The 21,697-nt window shown below is 65.7% G+C and carries 20 protein-coding genes; 10 read left to right on the top strand and 10 right to left on the bottom strand.

What is annotated here, in order from left to right; translation table 11 throughout:
* Positions 1–259: 259 nt before the first annotated feature.
* Positions 260–1,390, top strand: a complete 1,131-nt coding sequence (gene serC, locus ACZY1F_RS04305; RefSeq protein ID WP_463940449.1) for a phosphoserine transaminase — start codon at positions 260–262, stop codon at positions 1,388–1,390.
* A gap of 84 nt (positions 1,391–1,474) precedes the next feature.
* Here the strand turns inward: serC and ACZY1F_RS04300 are convergent, their stop codons facing one another.
* From ACZY1F_RS04300 to ACZY1F_RS04290, 3 genes are read right to left on the bottom strand one after another with little or no spacing between them, the layout of a single operon-like run.
* Positions 1,475–2,809, bottom strand: coding sequence for an MFS transporter (locus ACZY1F_RS04300; RefSeq protein ID WP_463940448.1), 1,335 nt, complete (start codon positions 2,807–2,809; stop codon positions 1,475–1,477).
* A gap of 44 nt (positions 2,810–2,853) precedes the next feature.
* Positions 2,854–3,399: a DUF3027 domain-containing protein gene (locus ACZY1F_RS04295; protein ID WP_463940447.1), complete on the bottom strand. Its 546-nt coding sequence runs from the start codon at positions 3,397–3,399 to the stop codon at positions 2,854–2,856.
* A gap of 9 nt (positions 3,400–3,408) precedes the next feature.
* Complete coding sequence (locus ACZY1F_RS04290; RefSeq protein ID WP_056347308.1) at positions 3,409–3,792, bottom strand: cold-shock protein; 384 nt, start codon at positions 3,790–3,792, stop codon at positions 3,409–3,411.
* Between the two features lie 148 nt (positions 3,793–3,940).
* Here ACZY1F_RS04290 and ACZY1F_RS04285 point away from each other — a divergent pair, with 148 nt between their 5' ends.
* The 6 genes from ACZY1F_RS04285 to ACZY1F_RS04260 all read left to right on the top strand — a co-directional run bounded on the left by ACZY1F_RS04285 (position 3,941) and on the right by ACZY1F_RS04260 (position 11,115).
* Entirely contained in the window at positions 3,941–4,174 is a 234-nt protein-coding gene (locus ACZY1F_RS04285; RefSeq protein WP_463940446.1) for a hypothetical protein, read from the top strand.
* A gap of 10 nt (positions 4,175–4,184) precedes the next feature.
* Complete coding sequence (locus ACZY1F_RS04280) at positions 4,185–6,680, top strand: helicase-associated domain-containing protein (protein ID WP_463940444.1); 2,496 nt, start codon at positions 4,185–4,187, stop codon at positions 6,678–6,680.
* Positions 6,681–6,693: 13 nt separating this feature from the next.
* A complete protein-coding gene (locus ACZY1F_RS04275; protein ID WP_463940443.1) occupies positions 6,694–8,337 on the top strand; it encodes a DNA repair helicase XPB in 1,644 nt (547 codons plus the stop codon).
* A gap of 114 nt (positions 8,338–8,451) precedes the next feature.
* Complete coding sequence (locus ACZY1F_RS04270; RefSeq protein WP_056346636.1) at positions 8,452–9,165, top strand: response regulator transcription factor; 714 nt, start codon at positions 8,452–8,454, stop codon at positions 9,163–9,165.
* A 2-nt stretch (positions 9,166–9,167) separates the two neighbouring features.
* Entirely contained in the window at positions 9,168–10,718 is a 1,551-nt protein-coding gene (locus tag ACZY1F_RS04265) for a sensor histidine kinase (protein ID WP_463940442.1), read from the top strand.
* Positions 10,719–10,827: 109 nt separating this feature from the next.
* Complete coding sequence (locus tag ACZY1F_RS04260) at positions 10,828–11,115, top strand: WXG100 family type VII secretion target (protein ID WP_056347304.1); 288 nt, start codon at positions 10,828–10,830, stop codon at positions 11,113–11,115.
* A 21-nt stretch (positions 11,116–11,136) separates the two neighbouring features.
* Here the strand turns inward: ACZY1F_RS04260 and ACZY1F_RS04255 are convergent, their stop codons facing one another.
* On the bottom strand, positions 11,137–12,210 hold the full coding sequence (locus ACZY1F_RS04255; protein ID WP_463940441.1) for an RNase H family protein: 1,074 nt from the start codon (positions 12,208–12,210) through the stop codon (positions 11,137–11,139).
* Positions 12,211–12,421: 211 nt separating this feature from the next.
* Between ACZY1F_RS04255 and ACZY1F_RS04250 the strand changes: the two genes are divergently transcribed.
* The gene (locus ACZY1F_RS04250) at positions 12,422–13,732 is read left to right on the top strand and encodes an ABC transporter substrate-binding protein (protein ID WP_463940439.1); all 1,311 of its coding nucleotides are present in this window, start codon (positions 12,422–12,424) and stop codon (positions 13,730–13,732) included.
* A 76-nt stretch (positions 13,733–13,808) separates the two neighbouring features.
* Here the strand turns inward: ACZY1F_RS04250 and groL are convergent, their stop codons facing one another.
* The 5 genes from groL to ACZY1F_RS04225 form a co-directional block, all read right to left on the bottom strand.
* Positions 13,809–15,437, bottom strand: coding sequence for a chaperonin GroEL (groL, locus tag ACZY1F_RS04245; RefSeq protein ID WP_058929984.1), 1,629 nt, complete (start codon positions 15,435–15,437; stop codon positions 13,809–13,811).
* Positions 15,438–15,727: 290 nt separating this feature from the next.
* Complete coding sequence (locus ACZY1F_RS04240) at positions 15,728–16,993, bottom strand: ABC transporter substrate-binding protein (RefSeq protein WP_463940437.1); 1,266 nt, start codon at positions 16,991–16,993, stop codon at positions 15,728–15,730.
* 11 nt (positions 16,994–17,004) lie between these two features.
* Positions 17,005–17,211 (bottom strand): cold-shock protein, encoded by a 207-nt coding sequence (locus ACZY1F_RS04235; protein ID WP_141139551.1) that lies wholly within the window; start codon positions 17,209–17,211, stop codon positions 17,005–17,007.
* 158 nt (positions 17,212–17,369) lie between these two features.
* The gene (locus tag ACZY1F_RS04230; protein WP_463940435.1) at positions 17,370–17,984 is read right to left on the bottom strand and encodes a LytR C-terminal domain-containing protein; all 615 of its coding nucleotides are present in this window, start codon (positions 17,982–17,984) and stop codon (positions 17,370–17,372) included.
* Between the two features lie 50 nt (positions 17,985–18,034).
* Positions 18,035–18,364, bottom strand: coding sequence for a DUF3263 domain-containing protein (locus ACZY1F_RS04225; protein WP_463940434.1), 330 nt, complete (start codon positions 18,362–18,364; stop codon positions 18,035–18,037).
* A 133-nt stretch (positions 18,365–18,497) separates the two neighbouring features.
* Between ACZY1F_RS04225 and ACZY1F_RS04220 the strand changes: the two genes are divergently transcribed.
* The gene (locus ACZY1F_RS04220) at positions 18,498–19,268 is read left to right on the top strand and encodes a uracil-DNA glycosylase (RefSeq protein WP_463940432.1); all 771 of its coding nucleotides are present in this window, start codon (positions 18,498–18,500) and stop codon (positions 19,266–19,268) included.
* 14 nt (positions 19,269–19,282) lie between these two features.
* Positions 19,283–20,122, top strand: a complete 840-nt coding sequence (locus ACZY1F_RS04215; RefSeq protein WP_463940430.1) for a siderophore-interacting protein — start codon at positions 19,283–19,285, stop codon at positions 20,120–20,122.
* Positions 20,123–20,178: 56 nt separating this feature from the next.
* On the opposite strand, the gene ACZY1F_RS04210 is transcribed toward ACZY1F_RS04215, so the two are convergent.
* Positions 20,179–21,666 (bottom strand): threonine/serine exporter family protein, encoded by a 1,488-nt coding sequence (locus ACZY1F_RS04210; protein WP_463940429.1) that lies wholly within the window; start codon positions 21,664–21,666, stop codon positions 20,179–20,181.
* Positions 21,667–21,697 lie beyond the last annotated feature (31 nt).

Below are 21,697 nucleotides of genomic sequence, written 5' to 3'. Positions count from 1 at the left end.
AGCGCAGTACCTTGCGTTGTCCCACCGTATCGCGTCCCGCTCAGCGGCGAGGTCCGCTAAAAAGCTTAGCCTATTTTGAATTTGTCTGGATAATCACGGGCAGGAAGAAACGGTCTCATTGGCCGGACTATGACGGCGCCAGTTCCCGCCCAATCAAGGGTTCAGGCAGAATAAAGGAGGTCCTTATCCAGTCACTGCCGACTACCGGCCACCCCACCGTCCGGACGTGAGCGACGTCCATGCCGAAATTGGAGCCCCCGTGAGCGAAACCAGCATCACTATTCCTGCCGACCTCCTGCCAAAGGATGGACGGTTCGGCGCAGGCCCGTCCAAGGTCCGGCCGGAGCAGCTCGAGGCGCTCTCAGCGGCGTCCAAGACCATCCTGGGGACCTCCCACCGTCAGGCTCCCGTCAAGAACCTCGTAGGCTCCGTCCGCGAAGGCCTCAGCCAGTTCTTCCGCGCCCCCGAAGGCTACGAAGTGGTCCTCGGCGTCGGCGGCTCCACGGCTTTCTGGGACGTCGCCAGCTTCGGCCTGGTGGAGAAGAAGGCCCAGCACCTGTCCTTCGGCGAGTTCGGCTCCAAGTTCGCCTCAGCCACCAACAAGGCCCCGTTCCTGGACGCCTCCTCCATCATCAAGTCCGAGCCCGGCACCCGCCCGGTATCGGCCGCCGAGGCAGGCGTGGATGTCTACGCCTGGCCGCAGAACGAAACCTCCACCGGCGTCGCGGCTCCGGTCAAGCGCGTTGCGGGCGCCGACGCCGATTCCCTGGTCCTGGTGGACGCCACCTCAGCAGCCGGCGGCCTGGACGTGGACGTCTCCGAGGCCGATGTCTACTATTTCGCCCCGCAGAAGAACTTCGCGTCCGACGGCGGGCTGTGGCTGGGCCTCTTCTCCCCCGCCGCGCTGGAACGCGCCGCGAGGATCAAGGCCAGCGGCCGCTGGATCCCGGACTTCCTGGATCTCCAGACCGCCATCGACAACTCCAAACTGAACCAGACCTACAACACGCCGTCGCTCTCCACCCTGGTGACCCTCGACGCGCAGGTGCATTGGCTGAACTCCAACGGCGGCCTGGACTTCGCGTCCGCCCGCACCGCTGACTCCGCTGGCCGGATCTACGCCTGGGCGGAGGCCTCCGAGTACGCCACCCCGTTTGTGGCCAAGGCGGAGGACCGTTCCAACGTCATCGCCACCATCGACTTCGACGACTCGATCGACGCCGCCGCGATCGCCAAGGTGCTGCGCGCCAACGGAATCGTGGACACCGAGCCGTACCGGAAGCTGGGCCGCAACCAGCTCCGGATCGCCACGTTTGTGGCCATCGAGCCGGCCGACGTCTCCGCACTGCTGGCAAGCATCGAATTCGTGGTGGGCGAACTGCGCAAGTAGCTTTACCGCGCGAACGTACACTTGGGGCCCAAGAACCGGGGCCCCAAGTGTACGTTCGCGCTGTTTTGTGGTGACGTGAGCGTGTCAGCGTCCGACGGCGTCGTCCGGGTTTTCATCCCGGGCGGCGCCGTCTGCGTTGTCCCCCGGTTGTTGGACGCCCAGATGCGACACGACGCCGAAGTACCTCAGGCCGCGGGCGCGCCGGTTGAAGGTGAGCCGGAGCTGCTGGGCGCGGATGATCCAGATCATTCCGATCACGGCGGCGATGATCCCGGAGGCGGCCGCCACCGAAAGCGACCACCGGGGGCCGGCGACGTTGGCCACCCATCCCACCAACGGCGCGCCGATGGGGGTACCGCCCATAAAGATGGCCATGTACAGGGCCATGACCCTGCCCCGCATGACGGGATCGGTGGTGGTCTGGACGTAGCCGTTGGCGCTGGTCATCATAGTGATCGCGAACAGTCCCACCGGCACCAGCGCGACGCCGAACCAGAAGTAGTTCGGGGCAAGCGCGGCCAGCCCCGCCGTCACGCCAAAGGCAGCCGCCGCGCCGAAGATCATCCGCAGGCGGGGTTTGCCGCGGCCGGCGGAGAGGAGCGCGCCCGCCACGGAACCGATGGCCATGATGGAGTTCATGAGCCCGAAGGCGCTGGCGTCCAGCCCGAATTCCGTGCCCACCATCGCGGCGATGAACAGCACGAAGTTAAGCCCGAGTGTGCCCACAATGAACACGGCGACGAGGACCACCAGAATGTCCGGCCGGAACCGGACGTAGCGCAGCCCTTCCCTGATGCGGCCCTTGCCCGGGGCCGCCCGGGGAAGCTGCCGTAAGGACGCCGTCGGGATCTTCCACAGGCTCAGGAGCATGGCCAGGAACGTGGCCGTATTGATCAGGAAAACCCAGCCGGGGCCCACAGCCACCGTCAGGATCCCTGCCACAGCGGGCCCGATCATGCGGGCCACGTTGAAGGAGGCGCTGTTCAGGGCTACGGCGTTGGGCAGGTAGTCGTCCCGCACGAGTTCAGAAACGAAGGTCTGGCGGACCGGGGCGTCGAGCGCGGAGACCATGCCCAGCAGCAGGGCAAAGCCATAGACGTGCCACAGCTGGCCGGCGCCGAGCACCACCAGGATGCCCAGGCCGGTGCTGAGGAGGGCCATCATTGACTGCGTCATGATCAGCAGCTGCCGGCGGCTGTACCGGTCAGCGACCAATCCGGCAACGGGCGCCAGGAAAAGCTGTGGCCCCAACTGCAGTGCCATGGTGATGCCCATGGCTCCGGCGTCGTGATCGGTGAGGTGGTCAAACACCAGCCAGTCCTGGGCCGTCCGCTGCATCCAGGTTCCGATGTTGGAAACCAGCGCGCCGATGAACCAGATCCGGTAGTTGAGGATGTGCAGGGATTTGAAGGTGGACATCAGTGCCGGCCTTCTTGGTTCTCAACCCCGCGCATTTTCAACTGCTAGTCAGCCTCGCCGGCAGGCTCGTCGTCTTCGGATTCTTCATCCTGGCCTTCGGACCCGGGAGCGTGAGCCTCGGCCGGCGAAGCGTCCGGCTCCGAAGCGGAAGCAACAGCAGCGCGCGGCTCCTCTTCCTCCGCCGCCTGTGCATCCTCGGGGCGGACACGCTCGGCCCACGGCACCCACTCCGGGGAAAGGATGGAATCCTCCGACGGCAGGAGGCCAAGCTCGCTGACCGTGACCACCTTGGAGCGGGAGTTCCTGGTCAGGACCGCATACCACTGCCAGCCGTCGTAACCGGCCATTTTTGATTCGAAGAGGTGGGTGACCAGGCGGTCGCCCTCACTTTTGGCAGCCAGGTGCGCGCCGATGTCCGACGCTGCCGTGATGCCTTCGATGGCTGTCCTCGCCTCGCCAACGGCAGCAGCGAGGAAGGCGTCCGGCTTGCCTGTCCGCCACACGGGCACGCCGGTACGGCGCTTGGCTTCGGCTTTGGCGCCCAGCGTCTCCGGTGCCGTGGTGTCCGGCTGTTCAGCTTCCGCGTTCATGGCCAAGACCTAAACGTCCAGCTCGTCGGCAACCTTACGCAGGGCAGCCGCGATGGCCTTGCCCTTGTTGCCTTCCGGGTACTTGCCCGCGGACAGGGTTCCGGAGAGGTTGTCCAGCACGCTGACCAGGTCCTGGACAAGCGGCGCGAGGTCCCGGGCGCTGGGCCGCTTGGCCTTGGCGATGGACGGCGTTTTGTCCAGGACGCGCAAGCCCAGGGCCTGTGCACCCTTGCGTCCGTCGGCAACGCCGAACTCAACGCGTGTGCCTGCCTTCAGCTCCGTGATGCCTTCGGGCAGCGACGATTTGGGCAGGAAGACTTCCTGGCCGTCCTCGCCCGCGAGGAATCCGAAACCTTTTTCCTTGTCATACCACTTGACCTTGCCGGTAGGCACGTAATCAACCTTCTTCGTTCTGACGTCTTCTGACACGGCCTGCAGTCACCGCATCCGCACTGATGTGCGGGTTCAGGGTATGACAGCAACGGACCGTGTTGGTCTGTTCCTCAAGGTTACCGGTCGCCCGGCTGTTAGCGTTACCTGCATGACACCCTCGCGATACCGGCGCCCACTGATGATCTGCGCAGCGGTCGTTGCCATGCTTTCCCTCGTTGCGGTGGGCGCAGTCATGGCGCTGGCCTTCGCAGGCTCCACTGCTCCGGCCTGGGTCACCGCCACTGCCCTGTACGGCTTGCCTGCGGCGTTCCTGCTAATGCTCTTCCTGGTGCTGGACAGCGTGGCCGGCCGGCGCCGGGCAGGAAAGTCCAGCGGGCGGTAACGTTGGACTGATGTCCCTTATCCGCGCGCTCAGCAAAGAACTGGAAGCACGCAGCGATGACTCGTTGCGGGCGCTCTTCGCAGCGCGGCCGGACCTTATGTCCCCCGCGGTTCCTGACTTTTCAGCCCTGGCCGCCCGGGCAAGTGCGCGGGTCAGCGTCCAGCGTGCGCTCGAACGGTTGAACAGGCCCCAGATGCAGGTGCTGGAAACCCTGCATCTGTGCACCAACACGGACACTGAACACAGCGCATCGGCGGCGGGCCTCCGGAAACTCATTGCCGGATCCACGGTGGCGGCACTGGAACGCATCCTGGCCTCGCTCCAGGAACTGGCTTTGGTGCACCGGGCCGAGCCGCCGCATGGAACGGCGGTTTCGGGCCACCGGCAGCGCTACTACCTGCCGGTGGGATGCCTCAAGGACGTGGTGGGAATCTATCCTGCGGGGCTGGGGCGCAGCTACACCGAGCTGGTCAGGCTTCAGCCCGCGTTTGCCCAGCGGGTGGTCCAGCTCGTTGCCGAGCTGCACCGCAGCGGCGTCTCCATCCAGAACGCCACCACCCCCATGGAGGCAGCCCTGGCGCTGCAGCACTGGACGTCCTCGCCCGAGGCACTCAAAGAGGCACTGGCCGGAGCCCCGGAACGCACGACGGCGCTGCTCGCCAAATTCCGTAACTGGGCCATGGGTGCCGTCCCCCAGGCGCAACGGAAAGCCTCGGTCTCGACCCAGGGCGCCGACGTCGGGCCTGTGGACTGGCTCCTGGCCCGTGGCCTGCTGGTCCCCTTGGACGCCGCGCACGTGGAACTGCCGCACAGCGTAGGGCTGTCCCTTCGCGGCGGTGCCATCATCAATGACTTCTCCCTTTCCCCGCCGGTTCCGGAGCTGGGCAGCACCACCGCCGCGCTTCGTCGGAACGCGGCGCTGGGCGCCATTGCTGAAACCCTCCGGCTGGTGGGTGATCTCCTCCACGCCGTCCGCGAACAGCCTCTGGCTACACTGCGCAGCGGCGGCGTAGGCGTCCGGGAAATGAAACGGCTGGCCGAGACACTGCGCATCGACCAGCACCGGGCCGGCCTCCTGCTGGAGATCAGCGCCCTCTCCGGCCTGTTGCGCCTTGACGTGGACTCATCCTCCTGGGTGCAGCCCCCGCCGCTGGAGTGGCTGTCCCTCCCCCGCCAGGAGCAGTGGCTGTGGCTGGTCAACGCCTGGCTCGCCAGCGAGCGTGTGCCTTCACTCGTGGGTCAGCCCATTACCGGTCCCGGCGGCGTTCCCGCCGCGCACCGCGCCGTGGCCGGAAATACCGTCAATGCCCTTTCAGCGGAAGCGCAGCGGCCGGACGCCCCGGTGGTCAGGAAACGGATCCTGGAAATTCTCGAGGAGCTCACGCAGGAAGCTGCCGCTGCTGACGGCACGGCGCCGGTCCTCGATGCCGTGGCAGTGCTCCAGCGGGCTGAATGGACGCAGCCGCGGATGGCCCGCCGGTTCAGTTCCCTGATCAGGGGTGTGCTGGCGGAAGCGGAGCTGCTGGGACTGATCGGCTCCGGCGCGTTGAGCCAGCTGGGCAGCGCCATTGCCGAAGACAACCCGGACGAAGCCTTGGACATCCTCGGCGAGCATCTGCCTGCGGCACTGAACCACGTCCTGCTCCAGGCGGACCTGACCGCAGTTGCCCCCGGTTATCTGGCTCCGGAGCTGGCCGAAAAGCTGCTGGTGATGGCCGACGCCGAGGGGCAGGGACCCGCCACGATCTACAGGTTCTCCGCCAACTCGGTTCGCCGGGCGTTGGACGCCGGTCATGACGCGTCGAGCCTGCTGGAGTTCCTGCGTGAGCACTCGGCCACGGCAGTGCCCCAGCCCTTGGAATACCTGGTGGAGGACACCGCGTCCCGGCACGGCCGGCTCCGCGTGGGAACGGCCGCCAGCTTTATCCAAAGCGATGATGAGGCAACAGTGCTGGAACTGGCGGCGGAGTCCAGGGCCGCTGGCCTGGGGCTGGCCCGGATTGCGCCGACGGTGCTGATCTCCACTGCTCCGCCGCGGGAAACAGCGCAGGTCCTGCGCGGACTGGGCCTCTCGCCGTCTGTGGATCAGGCCGAGCCCGGCGTGGTCCGGCTCCGCCGCACCACAAGTATTCCGGGCAGTGCCCGGCCCGTCTACACGGCGCCGAGGACCGCGCCCGCCGACGACGACGTCGCCGCGCAGCTGGCCGTCCTGCGGAACAGGCGCGCTGAAGCCTCCGGAAACGGAAACCACGTGGGCCCCGCGCCTGGGTCCGGCGAAGCTGCTACCCAGCTTGGGCTGGAGACCCTGCAACGGGCCATCCGGCTCAAGCAGCGCGTGAGCATGAACGTGGTGGACAGCCAGGGGAATTCCTGCCTGGAGACAGTTGTTCCCCTCTCCGTAAACGGCGGACGCGTCAGGGTCTTTGATCCTGCCAAGGAAACCGAGCGCGTGCTCTCCATCCACCGCATTATCGATATTGAGGCCGCAGAAGAACTGCGCCAGTGAAGGACTCCACCGCGTGAACGACGGCCCGCTGATCGTCCAAAGTGACAAAACCATCCTGCTCGAAGTGGACCACGAACTGGCCACCGAGGCGCGCCACGCCATCGCCCCTTTCGCCGAACTGGAGCGCGCACCGGAGCACATGCACAGCTACCGCCTGACGCCCCTGGGCCTGTGGAACGCACGCGCCGCCGGCCTGGACGCGGAGAAGGTCCTGGACACGCTGCTCAAATACTCGCGGTTCCCGGTGCCGCATTCGCTGCTGATCGACGTCGAGGAGACCATGTCCCGGTACGGGCGGCTGCGGCTGGAGAAGGACCCGCAGCACGGCCTGGTGATGCGCACGGACGACTACCCGGTGTTGGAAGAGGTCATCCGGGCCAAGAAAATCCAGCCCCTGCTGGGGCCGCGGATCGACGGCGAAACCATTGTGGTCCATTCCTCACAGCGCGGCCAGCTCAAGCAGCTGCTGCTGAAAATCGGGTGGCCGGCGGAGGACCTGGCCGGCTACGTGGACGGGACGCCGCACCTGATCGCCCTGAACGAGGACGGCTGGAAGCTCCGTCCGTACCAGCAGCTCGCCACCGAGAATTTCTGGGCCGGCGGCAGTGGCGTGGTGGTGCTGCCCTGTGGGGCCGGGAAGACGCTGGTGGGTGCCGCGGCCATGGCCACGAGCTCCACCACCACCCTCATCCTGGTCACCAACACGGTGGCAGCCCGGCAGTGGAAGGACGAGCTGCTCAAGCGGACGTCGCTGACGGAGGATGAAATCGGCGAGTACTCGGGATCAGTCAAGGAGGTCCGCCCGGTCACCATCGCCACCTACCAGGTCCTCACCACCAAACGCGGCGGCCTGTACGCGCACCTGGAGCTCCTGGACGGCCACGACTGGGGCCTGATCATCTATGACGAAGTCCACCTCCTGCCGGCGCCGATCTTCCGGATGACCGCGGACCTGCAGGCCCGCCGCCGGCTTGGCCTCACCGCCACCCTGGTCCGCGAGGACGGCCGCGAAGGCGAGGTCTTCAGCCTGATCGGGCCCAAGCGGTATGACGCGCCCTGGAAGGACATCGAGGCGCAGGGCTACATCGCCCCCGCGGACTGCGTGGAGGTCCGGATTGACCTGCCCCGGGACGAACGGGTGGCGTACGCCATGGCCGAGGACGCGGACAAGTACCGTCTGTGCGCCACGTCCGAGTCCAAGACCCTGATTGTGGAACAGCTGGTGGCCCGGCACCAGGGCGAGCAACTGCTGGTGATCGGGCAATACATTGACCAGCTGGACGAGATCGGCGAGCGCCTGCAGGCTCCCGTCATCAAGGGCGACACCTCGGTCAAGGAACGGCAAAAACTCTTCGATGCCTTCCGCGCCGGCGACGTGAATACCCTGGTGGTGTCCAAGGTGGCCAACTTCTCCATCGACCTGCCGGAAGCCTCTGTGGCCATCCAGGTCTCCGGTTCTTTCGGGTCGCGGCAGGAGGAAGCCCAGCGGCTGGGCCGGCTGCTGCGCCCCAAGAAGGACGGCCGGGCGGCCCGCTTCTACTCGCTGGTGGCCCGGGACACCCTGGACCAGGATTTCGCGGCGAAGCGGCAGCGCTTCCTGGCAGAGCAGGGGTATGCCTACCGGATCATGGACGCCAAGGATGTCGGCGCAGCCTAACGGTCGCCCGGTGTTCCTGTCCGGCGAGGTGGGCGGCCACGGCCACTATGGCTCCCCATGGAACACCCACCTTCCATCCAGAAAACTCCCAGATTCTGGGAGCATGATGGGAACATGAAGAAGACCGGCCCGGAAGCCAAGCTGCTAGTTGTTGATGACGAACCCAACATCCGCGAGCTACTGTCCACCTCGCTTCGCTTCGCAGGCTTCGAGGTGGTCTCTGCCGCCAACGGCCGTGACGCGCTGGCCGCCGCCGAGCTCCACGCGCCTGATCTGGCGGTCCTGGACGTGATGCTGCCGGACATGGACGGCTTCACCGTCACCCGCAAGCTGCGGGCGTCGGGCAAGCACTTCCCGGTCCTGTTCCTCACGGCGAAGGACGATACCGAAGACAAGGTCACCGGCCTCACGGTAGGCGGGGATGATTACGTCACCAAGCCGTTCAGCCTCGATGAGGTAGTGGCCCGCATCCGCGCTGTCCTGCGCCGCACGCAGCCCCTGCTCGACGACGACGATGCGGTGATCCGGGTAGACGATCTGGAGCTCGACGACGACGCCCACGAGGTACGCCGCGGCGGCACTGTGATTGAACTGTCCCCCACGGAATTCAAGCTCCTCCGGTACCTGATGCTGAACCCGAACAGGGTGTTGTCGAAATCCCAGATCCTTGACCACGTCTGGGAGTACAACTTCAACGGCGACGCCTCGATTGTGGAGTCCTACATCTCCTACCTCCGGCGCAAGGTGGACATTGATCCGGACGCACCGGCCCTGATCCAGACCAAACGCGGAGTGGGCTACGTGCTCCGGACGGCAGAGAAGCGCTGACCTTGCTGCAGCGGTGGAAATCGGCCTCGCTGAGGTCCCAGCTGGTGGCCATGATCATGGCACTGCTGATTGTTGCGCTGACCGCGACCGGCGCCGGCACCCTGGCATTGCTGCACAGCTACCTCCAGGCACAGGTGGATGACAAGCTGATCGCCGCCGTGGACCTCGCCAGCAAGCAGCGCTCGTTCACCCAGCTGCAGGCACCCAATCCGATGATCCCCACCGAGTACTCGCTGGTCCTTTACACGCCCGGTGAGGACCCCCAGCTGATGGGCGGCGATCCGGATGAGCGCCCGGACATCTCAACCATCTCCGTTCAGGACGCCCAGGACAGGGGCGCTCGTCCTTACCAGGTGCGCGGCACGGACGGCCATAACTGGCGGGTGGTCGCGGTGAACGTGCTCTATGTCGGCCAACCCGCCGTTGTTGTCATCGGATTGCCGCTGCAAAGCGTCGACGATGTCCTCAAGCACGCCACCCTGGTGGTCACCGGCGTCGGCCTGCTCACCCTGCTGCTGGCCTCCCTGATCGCCAGTTGGACCGTGTCCCGGTCGTTCCGGCCACTGGCCAAGGTGGAAAAGACCGCGGCGGCCATCGCCGCCGGCGATCTTTCCCGGCGTGTGGACGTCGAGAATCCCGGCACCGAAGTGGGGCGGCTCGGCAGCTCGCTGAACGCCATGTTGGCGCACATTGAGACGGCCTTCGCCGCCAGGACAGCCTCCGAAGGCAGGATGCGCCGGTTCGCGGCCGACGCCTCCCACGAACTGCGTACCCCCCTCGTGACCATCAGGGGTTTCTCCGAGCTCTACCGCCATGGCGCGCTGGCCACCAACGAGGACGTGGCCACGGCCATGGGGCGGATCGAAAGTGAAGCCAAACGGATGGGTTCAATGGTGGAGGACCTCCTCCTGCTGGCGCGCCTGGACGAACAGCGCCCGCTCCAGCAAAAGCCGGTTGACCTGCAGCTGATCGCACACGATGCGGTGGTGGACACGCAGGCAAGCGACCGCTCCCGTCCCGTCTCCCTGACCGGCCTTGGTGACCACCGGGCCGCACCCGCCCCGGTGCTCGGTGACGAAGCAAAACTGCGACAGGTCGTGGGGAACCTCGTGGGGAACGCCCTGCGCTACACCCCGGACGGCAGCCCGATCGAACTCGGCGTCGGGGTCCGGACCTCCGACGGCGGGCAGCCGCTCGCGGTGATCGAGGTGCGGGACCACGGCCCTGGCATCTCGGAAGAGGATGCGTCCAAGGTATTCGAGCGTTTCTACCGGGCGGACACGTCCCGGACGCGTGAGACCGGCGGCAGCGGCCTGGGGCTCGCGATTGTGGCTGCCATCGTGGGATCGCACGGCGGGTCCGTCAGGGTGGAAACGACCGACGGCGGCGGGGCTACCTTGGTGGTCAGCCTGCCTGTCAGGGACGACGCCACCAACGAGGCTCCCTCCGGCGATGAGCACCTAGTGGAAGCGCCTTCGGGCCGATCGGCCGGGCAGGATGGCGATCCCCTGGACGGAGGCCACGGAGGAGATGGCAAGGTTATCCACATATAGCCAGGGAGCGTGGCGCGGGGGCAGTGCCCGTCCGTAGGCTCGCTGTAGTGGCCCGGAGCAGCCGGGCGGGCAGCAGATGCTGTCTCACTACTTCGAGAGGCAGCAAGCCATGAGCATCATTTCCGTCGACACCGAACTCCTTCAGCTCAAGTCGGCCAACGTCAAAGCAACCGTGGACCGGATCAGCTCGGACGTCCAGGCCATGAAGCGCGGCCTGGACGAACTGCAGTCCACCTGGCGAGGCTCGGCTGCCAACAACTTCCAGGCCCTGGTGACCGAGTGGACACTCACGCAGGGCAAGGTGGAGGCGTCGCTGGCATCCATCAACATGGCGCTGGCATCGGCAGCGTCCACCTACGCCCAGGCCGAGCAGGGCAACACCCAGCGCTTCAGCTGAGTCCGCGGCCGAAAATGCCCCCTAGGCCTCCGGCGTTCCCTGGCGGAACCGGAGCCGCCACCTGGTGCCGTCCAAGACCCACAATGAGCTATGGAGAGCCGTGCCTGAGCGCGAGTAGCTTCGGCACGTCAGCAGGATCGCGCTGGTGCCGATGCGATCCGCACCCAGGATCTCCAGTTCAGTGTGCTGGGCCGGTTCCTCTTCGAGCGCCATCATGGTGGCGTCACGGGTCCAGACTCTGCCCGACGTTCCGATTTCCATAAAATCTGGGTGGAGGAGGACGCCGGTACGGCCGATGTCGCCACGGATGTCGGGGCCGGACAATTCGCGTTCCAGGGCCTCGACCATCGATTCGGGGCCCGTCTCAGCCCCGGCGGACTCCGCCGTGATGAAGGATTCGCTCTCCAGTTCACTGAAGAGGTCCGGCTCGTCGTAGGGGTCGTGACTAAAGAGGTCCTGGCCGGAAGAGCCCTGACCGGACGAGTGCTGACCGCCGGAGCCAGCACCGCCGGCTGTGGTGGCGGCCCGCAGGCTGGCTGCAGTGACCGCGTCGGGGCTGGCCAGCGCAGTGCCTGTCCCGGAGCTGACGGCAACCCGGCTATCAGCCTCCGGACCAACAGCCTCCGGGGCTCCCGCGAAGCCTGGGCCTGAACGCGCTGCCACCCCCTGCTGGTACGCGGTGGCGGCCGCACGCGCGCGGACATCCGCTGCCTCATTGAGGTCGTGGCCTGCGTGGCCCTTAACCCATTCGAAGGTGTACTTCCGCCCGGCGATTTCCCGGTCCAGTTCCTTGAGCAGCTCCACGTTCAGGACGGGCTTGCCGTCGGCCTTCCGCCAGCCCTTGCGTTTCCAGCCCGGCATCCACTTTGTGATGGAGTTGATCACGTACTGGCTGTCGCACAGGACCCTCAGGTCCTCCTCCGGGACGTGGGCCGTGGCGCGGAACAGGTCCAGGACGGCCATCAGCTCGCCCTGGTTGTTGGTGCCGTGCGGCCATCCCCCGGCGCGCCAGCAATCGTCGTTCACATACCAGGCCCAACCGGCCGGGCCGGGATTTCCTAAAGCCGAACCGTCGGCCGCTGCAGTAATTGTCACGGAACCATCCTGCCAGACACCGCTGACAACCCGCTCAGCCAGCGTCTGAGAAACCGCTTACCGAAAAGTCTTGACGCCGAAGTCGAAGCGCGGAAGAATCGGAATCCTGACTGGGAAAGCGCTTTCTCAGTCGAAGCTTCCCCACCGGCACCGATGCCGCCACGGGGACCCGCGTGGGGTGGACCTCCACCTTTTTGAGGAAGGCACATCAATGAAGATTCAGGCCATCAGCCGCAGGAGATTCCAGTTCGGCGCAGTCGCCGTCGCTGTCTCGCTGCTCGCCACAGGCTGCGGCGCACCCACCGGCTCCAGCGAAAGCAGCGAAGTCACCCTGCGGTTCGCCTGGTGGGGCAACGAGTACCTCAACGCGCAAACAGAGAAAGTCATCGACGCGTTCGAGGCCGAACATCCCAACATCAAGATCGAATCCGAGCCGGGCGAATGGGCCAGCTACTGGGACAAACTGGCCACCACCACCGCTGCCAATGACGCACCGGATGTCATCCAGATGGACCAGAAATACATCGCGGAATACGGTGGCCGCGGGGCGCTGACGGACCTGTCCAAACAGAGCGGGATCGACACCTCCAAGCTGGATCCTGGATCTCTGGCGTCCGGCCAGTACAACGACGCACAATACGGGCTGAGCACCGGGAAGAACGCCTACGTCATCATGGCCAATACCAAGGTCTTCGAGGCAGCAAACGTCCCAGTCCCCGACGACACCACCTGGACCTGGGACGACTTCATGGACACCGCCGCGAAACTCAGCGCCGCCGGTGGCGGGAAGAGCTACGGCGCAGCGTACGGCACCAACGAGGCGGACCTCATCATTTGGCTTCGGCAGCACGGCCAGAACCTGTACTCCCAGGAAGGGAAACTGGATTTCGACACCGCTACGGCCGCTGCGTTCTGGGAGAGACTGAAGGAACAGCGCGATTCCAAGGCAAGTCCGCCAGCTTCTGTGGCCACCGAGGACTCCGGCGCAGGGCTTGAGGAGAGCCTGTTCGGCACCAACCGGGTGGGCATGGCCTGGTGGTGGACCAACCAGCTGGGATCGCTGGAAACCACCACGGGCAGCAGCATCAAGATGCTCCGCGCCCCCAGCACCGACGGGAAGACTGCGGACAACGGCATGTACTTCAAGCCCACCATGTTCTGGTCCGCGTCCTCACGGTCCAAGCACCCGGAAGCAGCCGCAACATTTATCAATTACCTGGCCAACAGCCCCGCGGCAGGCGCCATCCTCATGACAGACCGCGGAGTCCCCAGTAACTCTGAGATCGTCAAGGGCATCACCCCGGCCCTCAAGCCGGCGGACACCACAGTGGTGGCCTTCCTGAAGCACATTGCGCCGGACATCGCCGACGCGCCTCCCGTCCCGCCAGTGGGTGCCGGCAGCGTCCAGAACGTCATCAAGCGTTTCACCGATGAAGTCCTGTACGACCGGATGACCCCGCAGGCGGCCGCCGAAGCGTTCAAGAAGGAAGTCGAAGGAATGCTGGCCACGGCCCGCAAATAGTAGAAACAAATGCGGCCCCCTCCAGTGGAGGGGGCCGCATTATGGTTTGCGCGGAACGTAGTCCGGGCGCTGGGGACTAGAAGCCGCCCATACCGCCCATGTCGTCGCCGCCACCCATGGCCGGAGCGTTCTTCTCCGGCTTGTCAGCCACAACGGCCTCGGTGGTGAGGAACAGGCCGGCAATGGAAGCCGCATTCTGCAGGGCAGAGCGGGTTACCTTGACCGGGTCGTTGATGCCGGCAGCCAGCAGGTCGACGTATTCGCCGGTTGCTGCGTTCAGGCCGTGGCCTGCAGGCAGGCCGCGGACCTTGTCGACAACAACGCCAGGCTCGAGGCCGGCGTTGAAAGCGATCTGCTTCAGCGGGGCGTCGATGGCAACGCGGACGATGTTCGCACCGGTTGCTTCGTCACCTGTGAGGTTCAGGTTCGCGAACGCCTTGGCGCCGGCCTGGATCAGTGCAACGCCACCGCCGGCGACGATGCCTTCTTCAACAGCAGCCTTCGCGTTGCGGACAGCGTCCTCAATGCGGTGCTTGCGTTCCTTGAGCTCAACTTCGGTTGCGGCACCGGCCTTGATGACTGCAACGCCGCCGGCCAGCTTGGCCAGGCGTTCCTGCAGCTTCTCGCGGTCGTAGTCCGAATCGGAGTTTTCGATCTCGGCACGGATCTGGGAAACGCGGCCAGCGATCTGGTCGGCGTCGCCGGCACCTTCAACGATGGTGGTCTCATCCTTGGTGACAACAACCTTGCGGGCGCGTCCCAGGAGTTCCAGACCGGCGGTCTCCAGCTTGAGTCCGACTTCCTCGGCGATGACCTGGCCACCGGTGAGTACAGCGATGTCGGCCAGCTGGGCCTTGCGGCGGTCGCCGAAGCCCGGAGCCTTGACGGCTACGGACTTGAAGGTGCCACGGATCTTGTTGACGATCAGGGTGGCCAGGGCCTCGCCCTCGATGTCCTCGGCAATGATCAGCAGCGGCTTGTTGGACTGCATGACCTTTTCCAGGACAGCAACCAGTTCCTTGACGTTGGAGATCTTGGAGTTGACGATCAGGATGTACGGGTCCTCAAGGACCGTTTCCTGGCGCTCAGTATCGGTTACGAAGTAAGCGGAGATGTAACCCTTGTCGAAGCGCATGCCTTCGGTGAGCTCGAGCTCCAGGCCGAAGGTGTTGGACTCCTCGACGGTGATGACGCCTTCTTTGCCCACCTTGTCGAGGGCTTCAGCGATCAGGGCGCCAATTTCGTCGTCACCGGCGGAGATGGAGGCGGTAGCCGCAATCTCTTCCTTGGTTTCGATTTCCTTGGCGGAGGCCAGCAGCTCAACCGTGACGGCCGCTACAGCCTTCTCGATACCGCGCTTAAGGGACAGCGGGTCAGCGCCGGCCGCGACGTTGCGCAGGCCTTCCTTGACCAGGGCCTGCGCCAGCACGGTAGCCGTGGTGGTGCCGTCGCCAGCGACGTCGTCCGTCTTCTTGGCAACTTCCTTGACCAGCTCGGCGCCGATCTTTTCGTAAGGGTCGTCCAGCTCGATCTCCTTGGCGATGGAAACACCATCGTTGGTGATCGTGGGGGCGCCCCACTTCTTTTCGAGGACGACGTTGCGTCCACGCGGGCCGAGGGTGACCTTGACGGCGTCGGCGAGGATGTTCAGGCCCCGCTCAAGACCGCGGCGTGCCTCTTCATCAAATGCAATGATCTTGGCCATAACGGCAGTAGTCCTTTCGGGACAGTCGTTAAGAATGAACCTCACTGCAGTGCCCGCGACGGACGATCCTTCACCGGTGGCCTCTGTATGCCGCGGCTGGGGATCTCACTCCAGCTAGGTATTTCTCTCGCTCCACGACCGCCGCCAAGCTTCGCTGCCGGAAAACCGGACGTTGCTTTAGCAGTCGGTACGTAAGAGTGCTAACTCAATAATTAGCACTCCCTAGGTGAGAGTGCAAGCGAAAGACCTCGCAAATCGCGCCGTCACAGCGGCCCGTTCGCCACCGGCGATCAGCTTGCGGCCCGGCCTGCAGTCTCACGGCCGGTGAGCACCGCCCTGTTGTCTGCGCCGTAGGTGAACACCATGTAGTTGGCCGTCGTGATGTCACCGTTGGCGTCGAAGGCAACCGGCCCGGACTCGCCGTCGTAATTAATGCCCGCCCCGGTCTTCAGGACCGTGAGGCAATCGGTGTAGGACAGGCACGGCTTGGTGGCCGGCCCAGAGGCCTGCGCGGCGGGCTGCCCGCCTGCTGTCCCGCCGGACACGGCGATCAGGTTGGCGGCAATGGAGCGGCCGGCGTCGTCGTCAGCCTTCGCGGCCGCCAGTGCCGCAAGATTCACGGCGTCGTAGGTCTCTGCTGCGAACGAAAGGTCTTTCAGTGCAGGATTGACCGCCACGAGTCGGGCTTGGAAGTCCGCGGACGGCAACAGACCCGGTGCCACGGCACGGGCGCCGTCGAGGGCCTTGGATCCCAGCCCCGAACCGTACTGGGCGAAGGCGCCGTCGCTGAGGATGATGCTCTTGCCCGAGAGCCCTGCGTTGTTGAGCTCTGCGAGGGCGCCCTGGGCGTCGTCCCTGGCGATCAGCACTACCGCGTCCGGCGTGGCGGCCTTGGCAGCGGCAGCCGCGTTTCCGGCGTCGCCGGGCTTGAAGGCGGTGGTGGAGACTGTGTCCAGGCCGGCGTTCCTGGCGGCGCCGGCCACCGCGGCGGCTACGTCTTTTCCGTAGCTGGAGTCCTGATGGACCACGGCAAGGCTCTTGGCGCCGCCATCCTTGGCCAATTTCACCAGCACCGATGCTTGGGCAACATCCGCAGCTGACGTCCTGAAGTAATAGCCGCCGCTCTTGTAGCGGGACAGGCCGGCAGCGGAGTTAGCCGGCGAGACGAGCGGGACGCGCGCAGCCGAGAGGACGTCGATGGCGGCCGCGGCGTGGCTCGAATCGGTCGGTCCGATCACCGCATCAACTTTGGCTGAGGCAAGATTCCTGGCCTGGGCATCGGCGCCATCGCCGGCGCCCACCACCAGGTCAACAGGCCTGCCCTTGTGACCTCCGGCCGCATTGATTTCCTTGATGGCCAGTTGGGCCGCGGCGAGCTGCGAGTCGTTGAGGAAGGCCTGCTTCCCTGTGCTGTCCTGGATCAGTCCGATCCGCAGCGTGCCGTCACCGGATGCTTCGGCGGATTCAACGCGGACGTTGCCGCCTGCACCGCCGCAGCCGGCCAGGGCCAGCAGGAGTGCCGCCCCTGTAGTTGTGCGGACGATTGTTGAGCTCAAGCTGCGGAAGATCACTGAGCGGGCCGGACGTTTTCTGCCTGGGGGCCTTTCTCGCCTTCGCCAACCTCAAGCTCGACGCGCTGGCCTTCATCGAGGGCCCGGTAGCCTTCGCCCTCAATGGCCGACCAGTGCACAAAGACATCATCCCCGGAGCCGTCCACCGTAATAAAGCCGTAGCCCTTTTCGGCGTTGAACCACTTAACCGTTCCCAATGCCATGATGTCCGCTCTTTTCCGTCGTGCCGTCGGTCCCCGTCGGAAGTGTGCCGCTTGTTACGGACCGAAGCCTGAAATCACTCTAGCGACAAGCCATCCGGCGGGCCGAGCCACACGGCCGCTCCGGTGCCCAAAAGTTATTCAGGCGTGATGGCGAGGCACTACTGGTAGCCCGGCCCCAGGACAACAACCAAGGGCACCTGGAATTCCTGAGTCTCTACCAGCGTGGGAATGTTCAGGAGTTTGGACACTGCTTCTGCGTTGGCTTTCTGCGCCGGGCCTGCATAGAAGATTGCGGATGTCTGCTGCGGAGCGCCGCCCCAGTTTCCCACCTGGCCCAGCGTCCAGCCATCGGCCTGGACCATCGAGCTGATGCGTCCGGCGAGCCCGGCCGTACCGGCCGCGTTGTAGATGGCAACGCCCCGGGTCTTGTCCAGCACAGCCGCGGAGGGAACGTTACTGGGCGAAGCGCTGGGCTCGGCGTCCGGGCTCTTAGAGGGCTCCGGGTCCGCGGAAGATTCAGCGGTGACTGACGGAGCCGCGCTTGCCTCGGGCGCTGCTGTTGATTCCAGGCTGGTGGAGGCTTCGCTGCCGGCCTGGAACCCGAGCTTGGGGAGGATCAGGAAGGACACCACTCCGATGGCCAATGCCACAATCCCCACAGCAAGGATGGGCCACAGCTTGCGGCGGGCAGGCGCCGAGGCCGCACGGTGGACGCCCTGCCGCGAGGCGGACTCCGGAACCTTGTCGAATTCATCCCGAGCGTATTTGGTCATGGTGGGAGACGTCCTTGTTGATTGCTGCTGATGGCTCAGCACGAGCTTGGTCAGGCGTCGGAACCCAGGCGTCGTGCAGTGCGTGCCCGGTGACGCGACGTACGTAGTCTACGCAATCTCTTAACCAGCATGGGGTCGTGGGACAGTGCGGCCTCGGTGTCAATGAGGGCGTTGAGCAGCTGGTAGTAGTGGGTCGCGGACAGATCGAACAGCTCCCTGATGGCCTGTTCCTTGGCCCCCGCGTACTTCCACCACTGCCGCTCCAGTGCCAGCATCTGCTGGTCGCGCTCGATCAAAGCTGAGTCACGGAGCGTAAAATCCGCCAGCAAAGAGCTGCGCTCCTCTGGCTCCGGCACGTACTCCCGAGCAGGTTCCGCCACGGCACACCCCTTCGCTGGTCTTGCTGAATCACCGGTTGGGTTTCAAAATCTCTTCCCCATGTTACGGCGTGAATAACACCCATGTCATTTACGGCCCGGCTGCAGTGGCCGGTAACCCTGCGAGAATGGGAGCGTGTTTGATTCTGACGCGCTGTTCGAACTGACGGCGAACCCGGCGGAGGACGTTGGCTTTGCACAGATGGCCGCTTTGCCGCTCAGTGAGCTGATGGCGGCTGACTGGGCGGAGGCGCTGAGGCCGGTTGAAGCTGAGCTGCGCGACGTCCTAAATTTCCTGGCCACCGAAGTTGCCGCGGGCCACCAGGTGCTGCCGGCGCCGTCGAACGTTCTGCGCGCCTTCCGGCAGCCGCTGGCCGGCGTCAAGGTCCTGGTAGTGGGCCAGGACCCCTACCCGACGCCGGGCCATGCGATTGGCCTGTCCTTCGCCGTTGACGGGCGGACCCGGCCCATCCCGCGGAGCCTGGCGAATATCTACCGCGAGCTGGAGGCCGATCTTGGCCTTCCCGCACGCGTCCACGGCGACCTGTCTGCCTGGGCCGGCCAAGGGGTTCTGCTGCTGAACCGGGTCATGAGCGTACGCGCCGGGGCTGCCGGCTCCCACCGGGGCAAAGGCTGGGAGGCCATCACGACGGCGGCAGTCACCGCCGTGGCCGGCCGGCGCACGTCCGACGGCGGGCCGGCGCCGTTGGTGGCGGTGCTGTGGGGCAGGGACGCGGAGAGTGTCCGGCCCCTTCTGTCCGAAACGGCGGTCGTGTCCAGCGCCCACCCCAGCCCGTTGTCGGCGTCGCGCGGATTCTTCGGCTCCCACCCCTTCAGCACCATCAACCGGCTGCTGCAGGACCAGGGCTGCCTTGGCGTAACGTGGGAACTCCCTCCGGTCCCTTAGCTTAGGGTTACCTTATGAGCACCGTTCCGGCCGCCACCAGCGCCACAAAAAATACACGTCCGCAGATCGATCTCACGGTCATTCGGCGGGAAGAACTCTCGCCCCACATGGTCAGGATCGTGGCCGGCGGCAAGGGTTTTGCCGCCTACGTGAACAACAGTTTCGTGGACCGCTACGTCAAGATTGTCTTCCCGCAGCCCGGCGTTGACTATGCCCGGCCGTTGGACCTGTGGACCATCCGCGAAACCATGCCCCGCGAGCAGTGGCCCTTCACCCGCACGTACACGGTCCGCTGGGTGGACCTCGAGGCGCAGGAACTCGCCATCGACTTTGTGATCCACGGTGACGAGGGGCTGGCCGGTCCGTGGGCGGCTGCTGCCAGGCCCGGCGACACCTTCACCTTCACCGGGCCGGGCGGTGCCTACAACCCGGCGCCCGACGCTGACTGGTACCTCTTTGCCGGTGATGAAGCCGCGCTTCCGGCGATCGCCGCCGCCATTGAATCGTTGCCGGCTGAAGCGGCCGGCCTGGCATTTATCGAGGTCGACAGCGACGCCGACATCCAGCCCGTCGCGTCCCCGGCGGGGGTTCAGGTGACCTGGCTGCGCCGCAACGGCGCGCCGGCCGGCGTCGGGGACCTCCTGGTCTCAGCGGTGGCTGGCGCCGAGTGGCCCGCTGGGCGGGTCGACGTTTTCGCCCACGGTGAGAGGGGCTACATGAAGGGCCTGCGGGACGTGCTTTTTGTCCAGCGCGGCCTTGAACGGAGCCAGGTTTCGCTGTCCGGCTACTGGGCCCAGGGCCGGGTGGAGGACGACTTCCAGGCCGAGAAGAAACTCCCCGTGGGAAAGATCTGAGCAGGGAAGATCTGAGCATGGAAGATCTGACCGGGATATTCCGACGCCGGCGCTAGCTAGCGCCGGCGGGCGCGCCGCCGCTCGTTGCTGGCCAGGCTGCGCGTCAACGGCCGGGCCAGGGTGTCGCCGAGGACAATGCCGGCCGCTGTTCCCAGGACTATCGCGCCGGCGTTGAGCATGCCGCCAGCGCCGAGGAGGACATCGGCTTCCTCGATAGTCAGCACATACATGGACCGGAAAATGGTCAGCCCGGGCAGCAGGATCAGGGCCGCCGGGACGGCCACCACCAGCTGGGGAGCGCCCATCTTCAGCGCCACCACCCGCGCCAGCAGCCCAATGACGACCGCGGCGAGCGCCGGGGAGAACCGGTCACCGACGCCGAGGGACCCGGCACCCAGCAGCACAAAATAGCCCACCACGCCCACGCCCGCGGTAGGCAGCAGCAGCTCCCACGAGGTCTGTTCCGTTATGCCGATGGCCATCACTGCGACGGCGATAAAGACCACCAGGACCCAGAGGTCGTAGGCAGGCGGGAACGTCTCCGTGACGCTAATCGGCTCCATCCCGGTCATGGAACCCATCACAAAGGCCACCGCGATCCCGGCCACAATCGCGCCGAATGTCAGCAACGTGGACAGGAACCGGCCCGCGGCGGTCACGGGGAAGCCGTTGATGGCGTCCTGGACCGAGGAGACGAGGCGTCCGGTGGGCAGGAGCAGGAGGATGCCTCCCACCACCACAATCGCCGGCGCATTGGTGAGGTGAAAGCGCCACAACAGCAACGCGGAGAGCGTGACAGCGAAGGCGCATGCCGCCGTCGTAAAGAAGTCCGGAACCCGCCATCGGCCCAACTGGCGGGCGAGCAGGCTGATTCCGATGTTGGCCACGAAGGCGATGCCCGAGGAGACCGGCCCTCCACCGAGCACGCCCACAAAGACTGCCGCGAACACGCCGAAGGCTACGGTGACCATCCAGCGTGGAAACGGTTTGGGACTGGTGATGGCCTCGTCCAGCCGGCGGATCGCCTCATCGCGGCCCACTCCTCCGGCCACGATGTCCGTCACCAGCCTGTGTACCTTGGCCAGCCCGGCATAGTTGTTTGTCCATGACCGCACCACGCGAAGCAGCGCGATGGGCGTCTGGTCCTTGGGCGCGTAGTTGATGCCCACCGACTGGTTGGTGATGTCCACTTCGATGTTTTTCAGCCCCAGCGCCGCGGTAACGGCAATGATGCTCGTCTCCACCTCCAAGGCGCCTGCCCCGTACCGGAACATGGTCTCGGCCAGGTGAAGGGCAAAGTCCAGGGTCTTGCGTGCGGAAGTGTCCACGCCGCTCACCTGGATCATGGGGTTGGCGTAGGGGCTTCCGGCGAGCCTGTCCACAATGCTCATCGGCGCCGTCGGAGGGTTCTCCCCCCGGACCAGTCGCCGCAGCATCTTCTTGGCCGCAGCGTCCTGGCGGAGCTGGGACGCCGTAAGCGGCTCTGTTTTGGGCAAGCCGCTGGTGGGAGGCCTGCTCCGTGGGTTTTCAGGTCGATCGGTCACCTTGGTGCTGACCCTCTCTTGCACTTCGTGG

Source organism: Pseudarthrobacter xylosi (assembly GCF_055412765.1).
Note: the sequence above shows the minus strand (reverse complement) of the source record. Positions and strands in the feature narration are given on the sequence as shown.

Coding starts and splice junctions, on each gene's coding strand:
- ACZY1F_RS04300 (WP_463940448.1), bottom strand. CDS start 2,809: ATGTCCACCTTCAAATCCCTGCACATCCTCAACTACCGGATCTGGTTC.
- ACZY1F_RS04295 (WP_463940447.1), bottom strand. CDS start 3,399: ATGAACGCGGAAGCTGAACAGCCGGACACCACGGCACCGGAGACGCTG.
- ACZY1F_RS04285 (WP_463940446.1), top strand. CDS start 3,941: ATGACACCCTCGCGATACCGGCGCCCACTGATGATCTGCGCAGCGGTC.
- ACZY1F_RS04280 (WP_463940444.1), top strand. CDS start 4,185: ATGTCCCTTATCCGCGCGCTCAGCAAAGAACTGGAAGCACGCAGCGAT.
- ACZY1F_RS04270 (WP_056346636.1), top strand. CDS start 8,452: ATGAAGAAGACCGGCCCGGAAGCCAAGCTGCTAGTTGTTGATGACGAA.
- ACZY1F_RS04260 (WP_056347304.1), top strand. CDS start 10,828: ATGAGCATCATTTCCGTCGACACCGAACTCCTTCAGCTCAAGTCGGCC.
- ACZY1F_RS04250 (WP_463940439.1), top strand. CDS start 12,422: ATGAAGATTCAGGCCATCAGCCGCAGGAGATTCCAGTTCGGCGCAGTC.
- groL (WP_058929984.1), bottom strand. CDS start 15,437: ATGGCCAAGATCATTGCATTTGATGAAGAGGCACGCCGCGGTCTTGAG.
- ACZY1F_RS04235 (WP_141139551.1), bottom strand. CDS start 17,211: ATGGCATTGGGAACGGTTAAGTGGTTCAACGCCGAAAAGGGCTACGGC.
- ACZY1F_RS04230 (WP_463940435.1), bottom strand. CDS start 17,984: ATGACCAAATACGCTCGGGATGAATTCGACAAGGTTCCGGAGTCCGCC.
- ACZY1F_RS04215 (WP_463940430.1), top strand. CDS start 19,283: ATGAGCACCGTTCCGGCCGCCACCAGCGCCACAAAAAATACACGTCCG.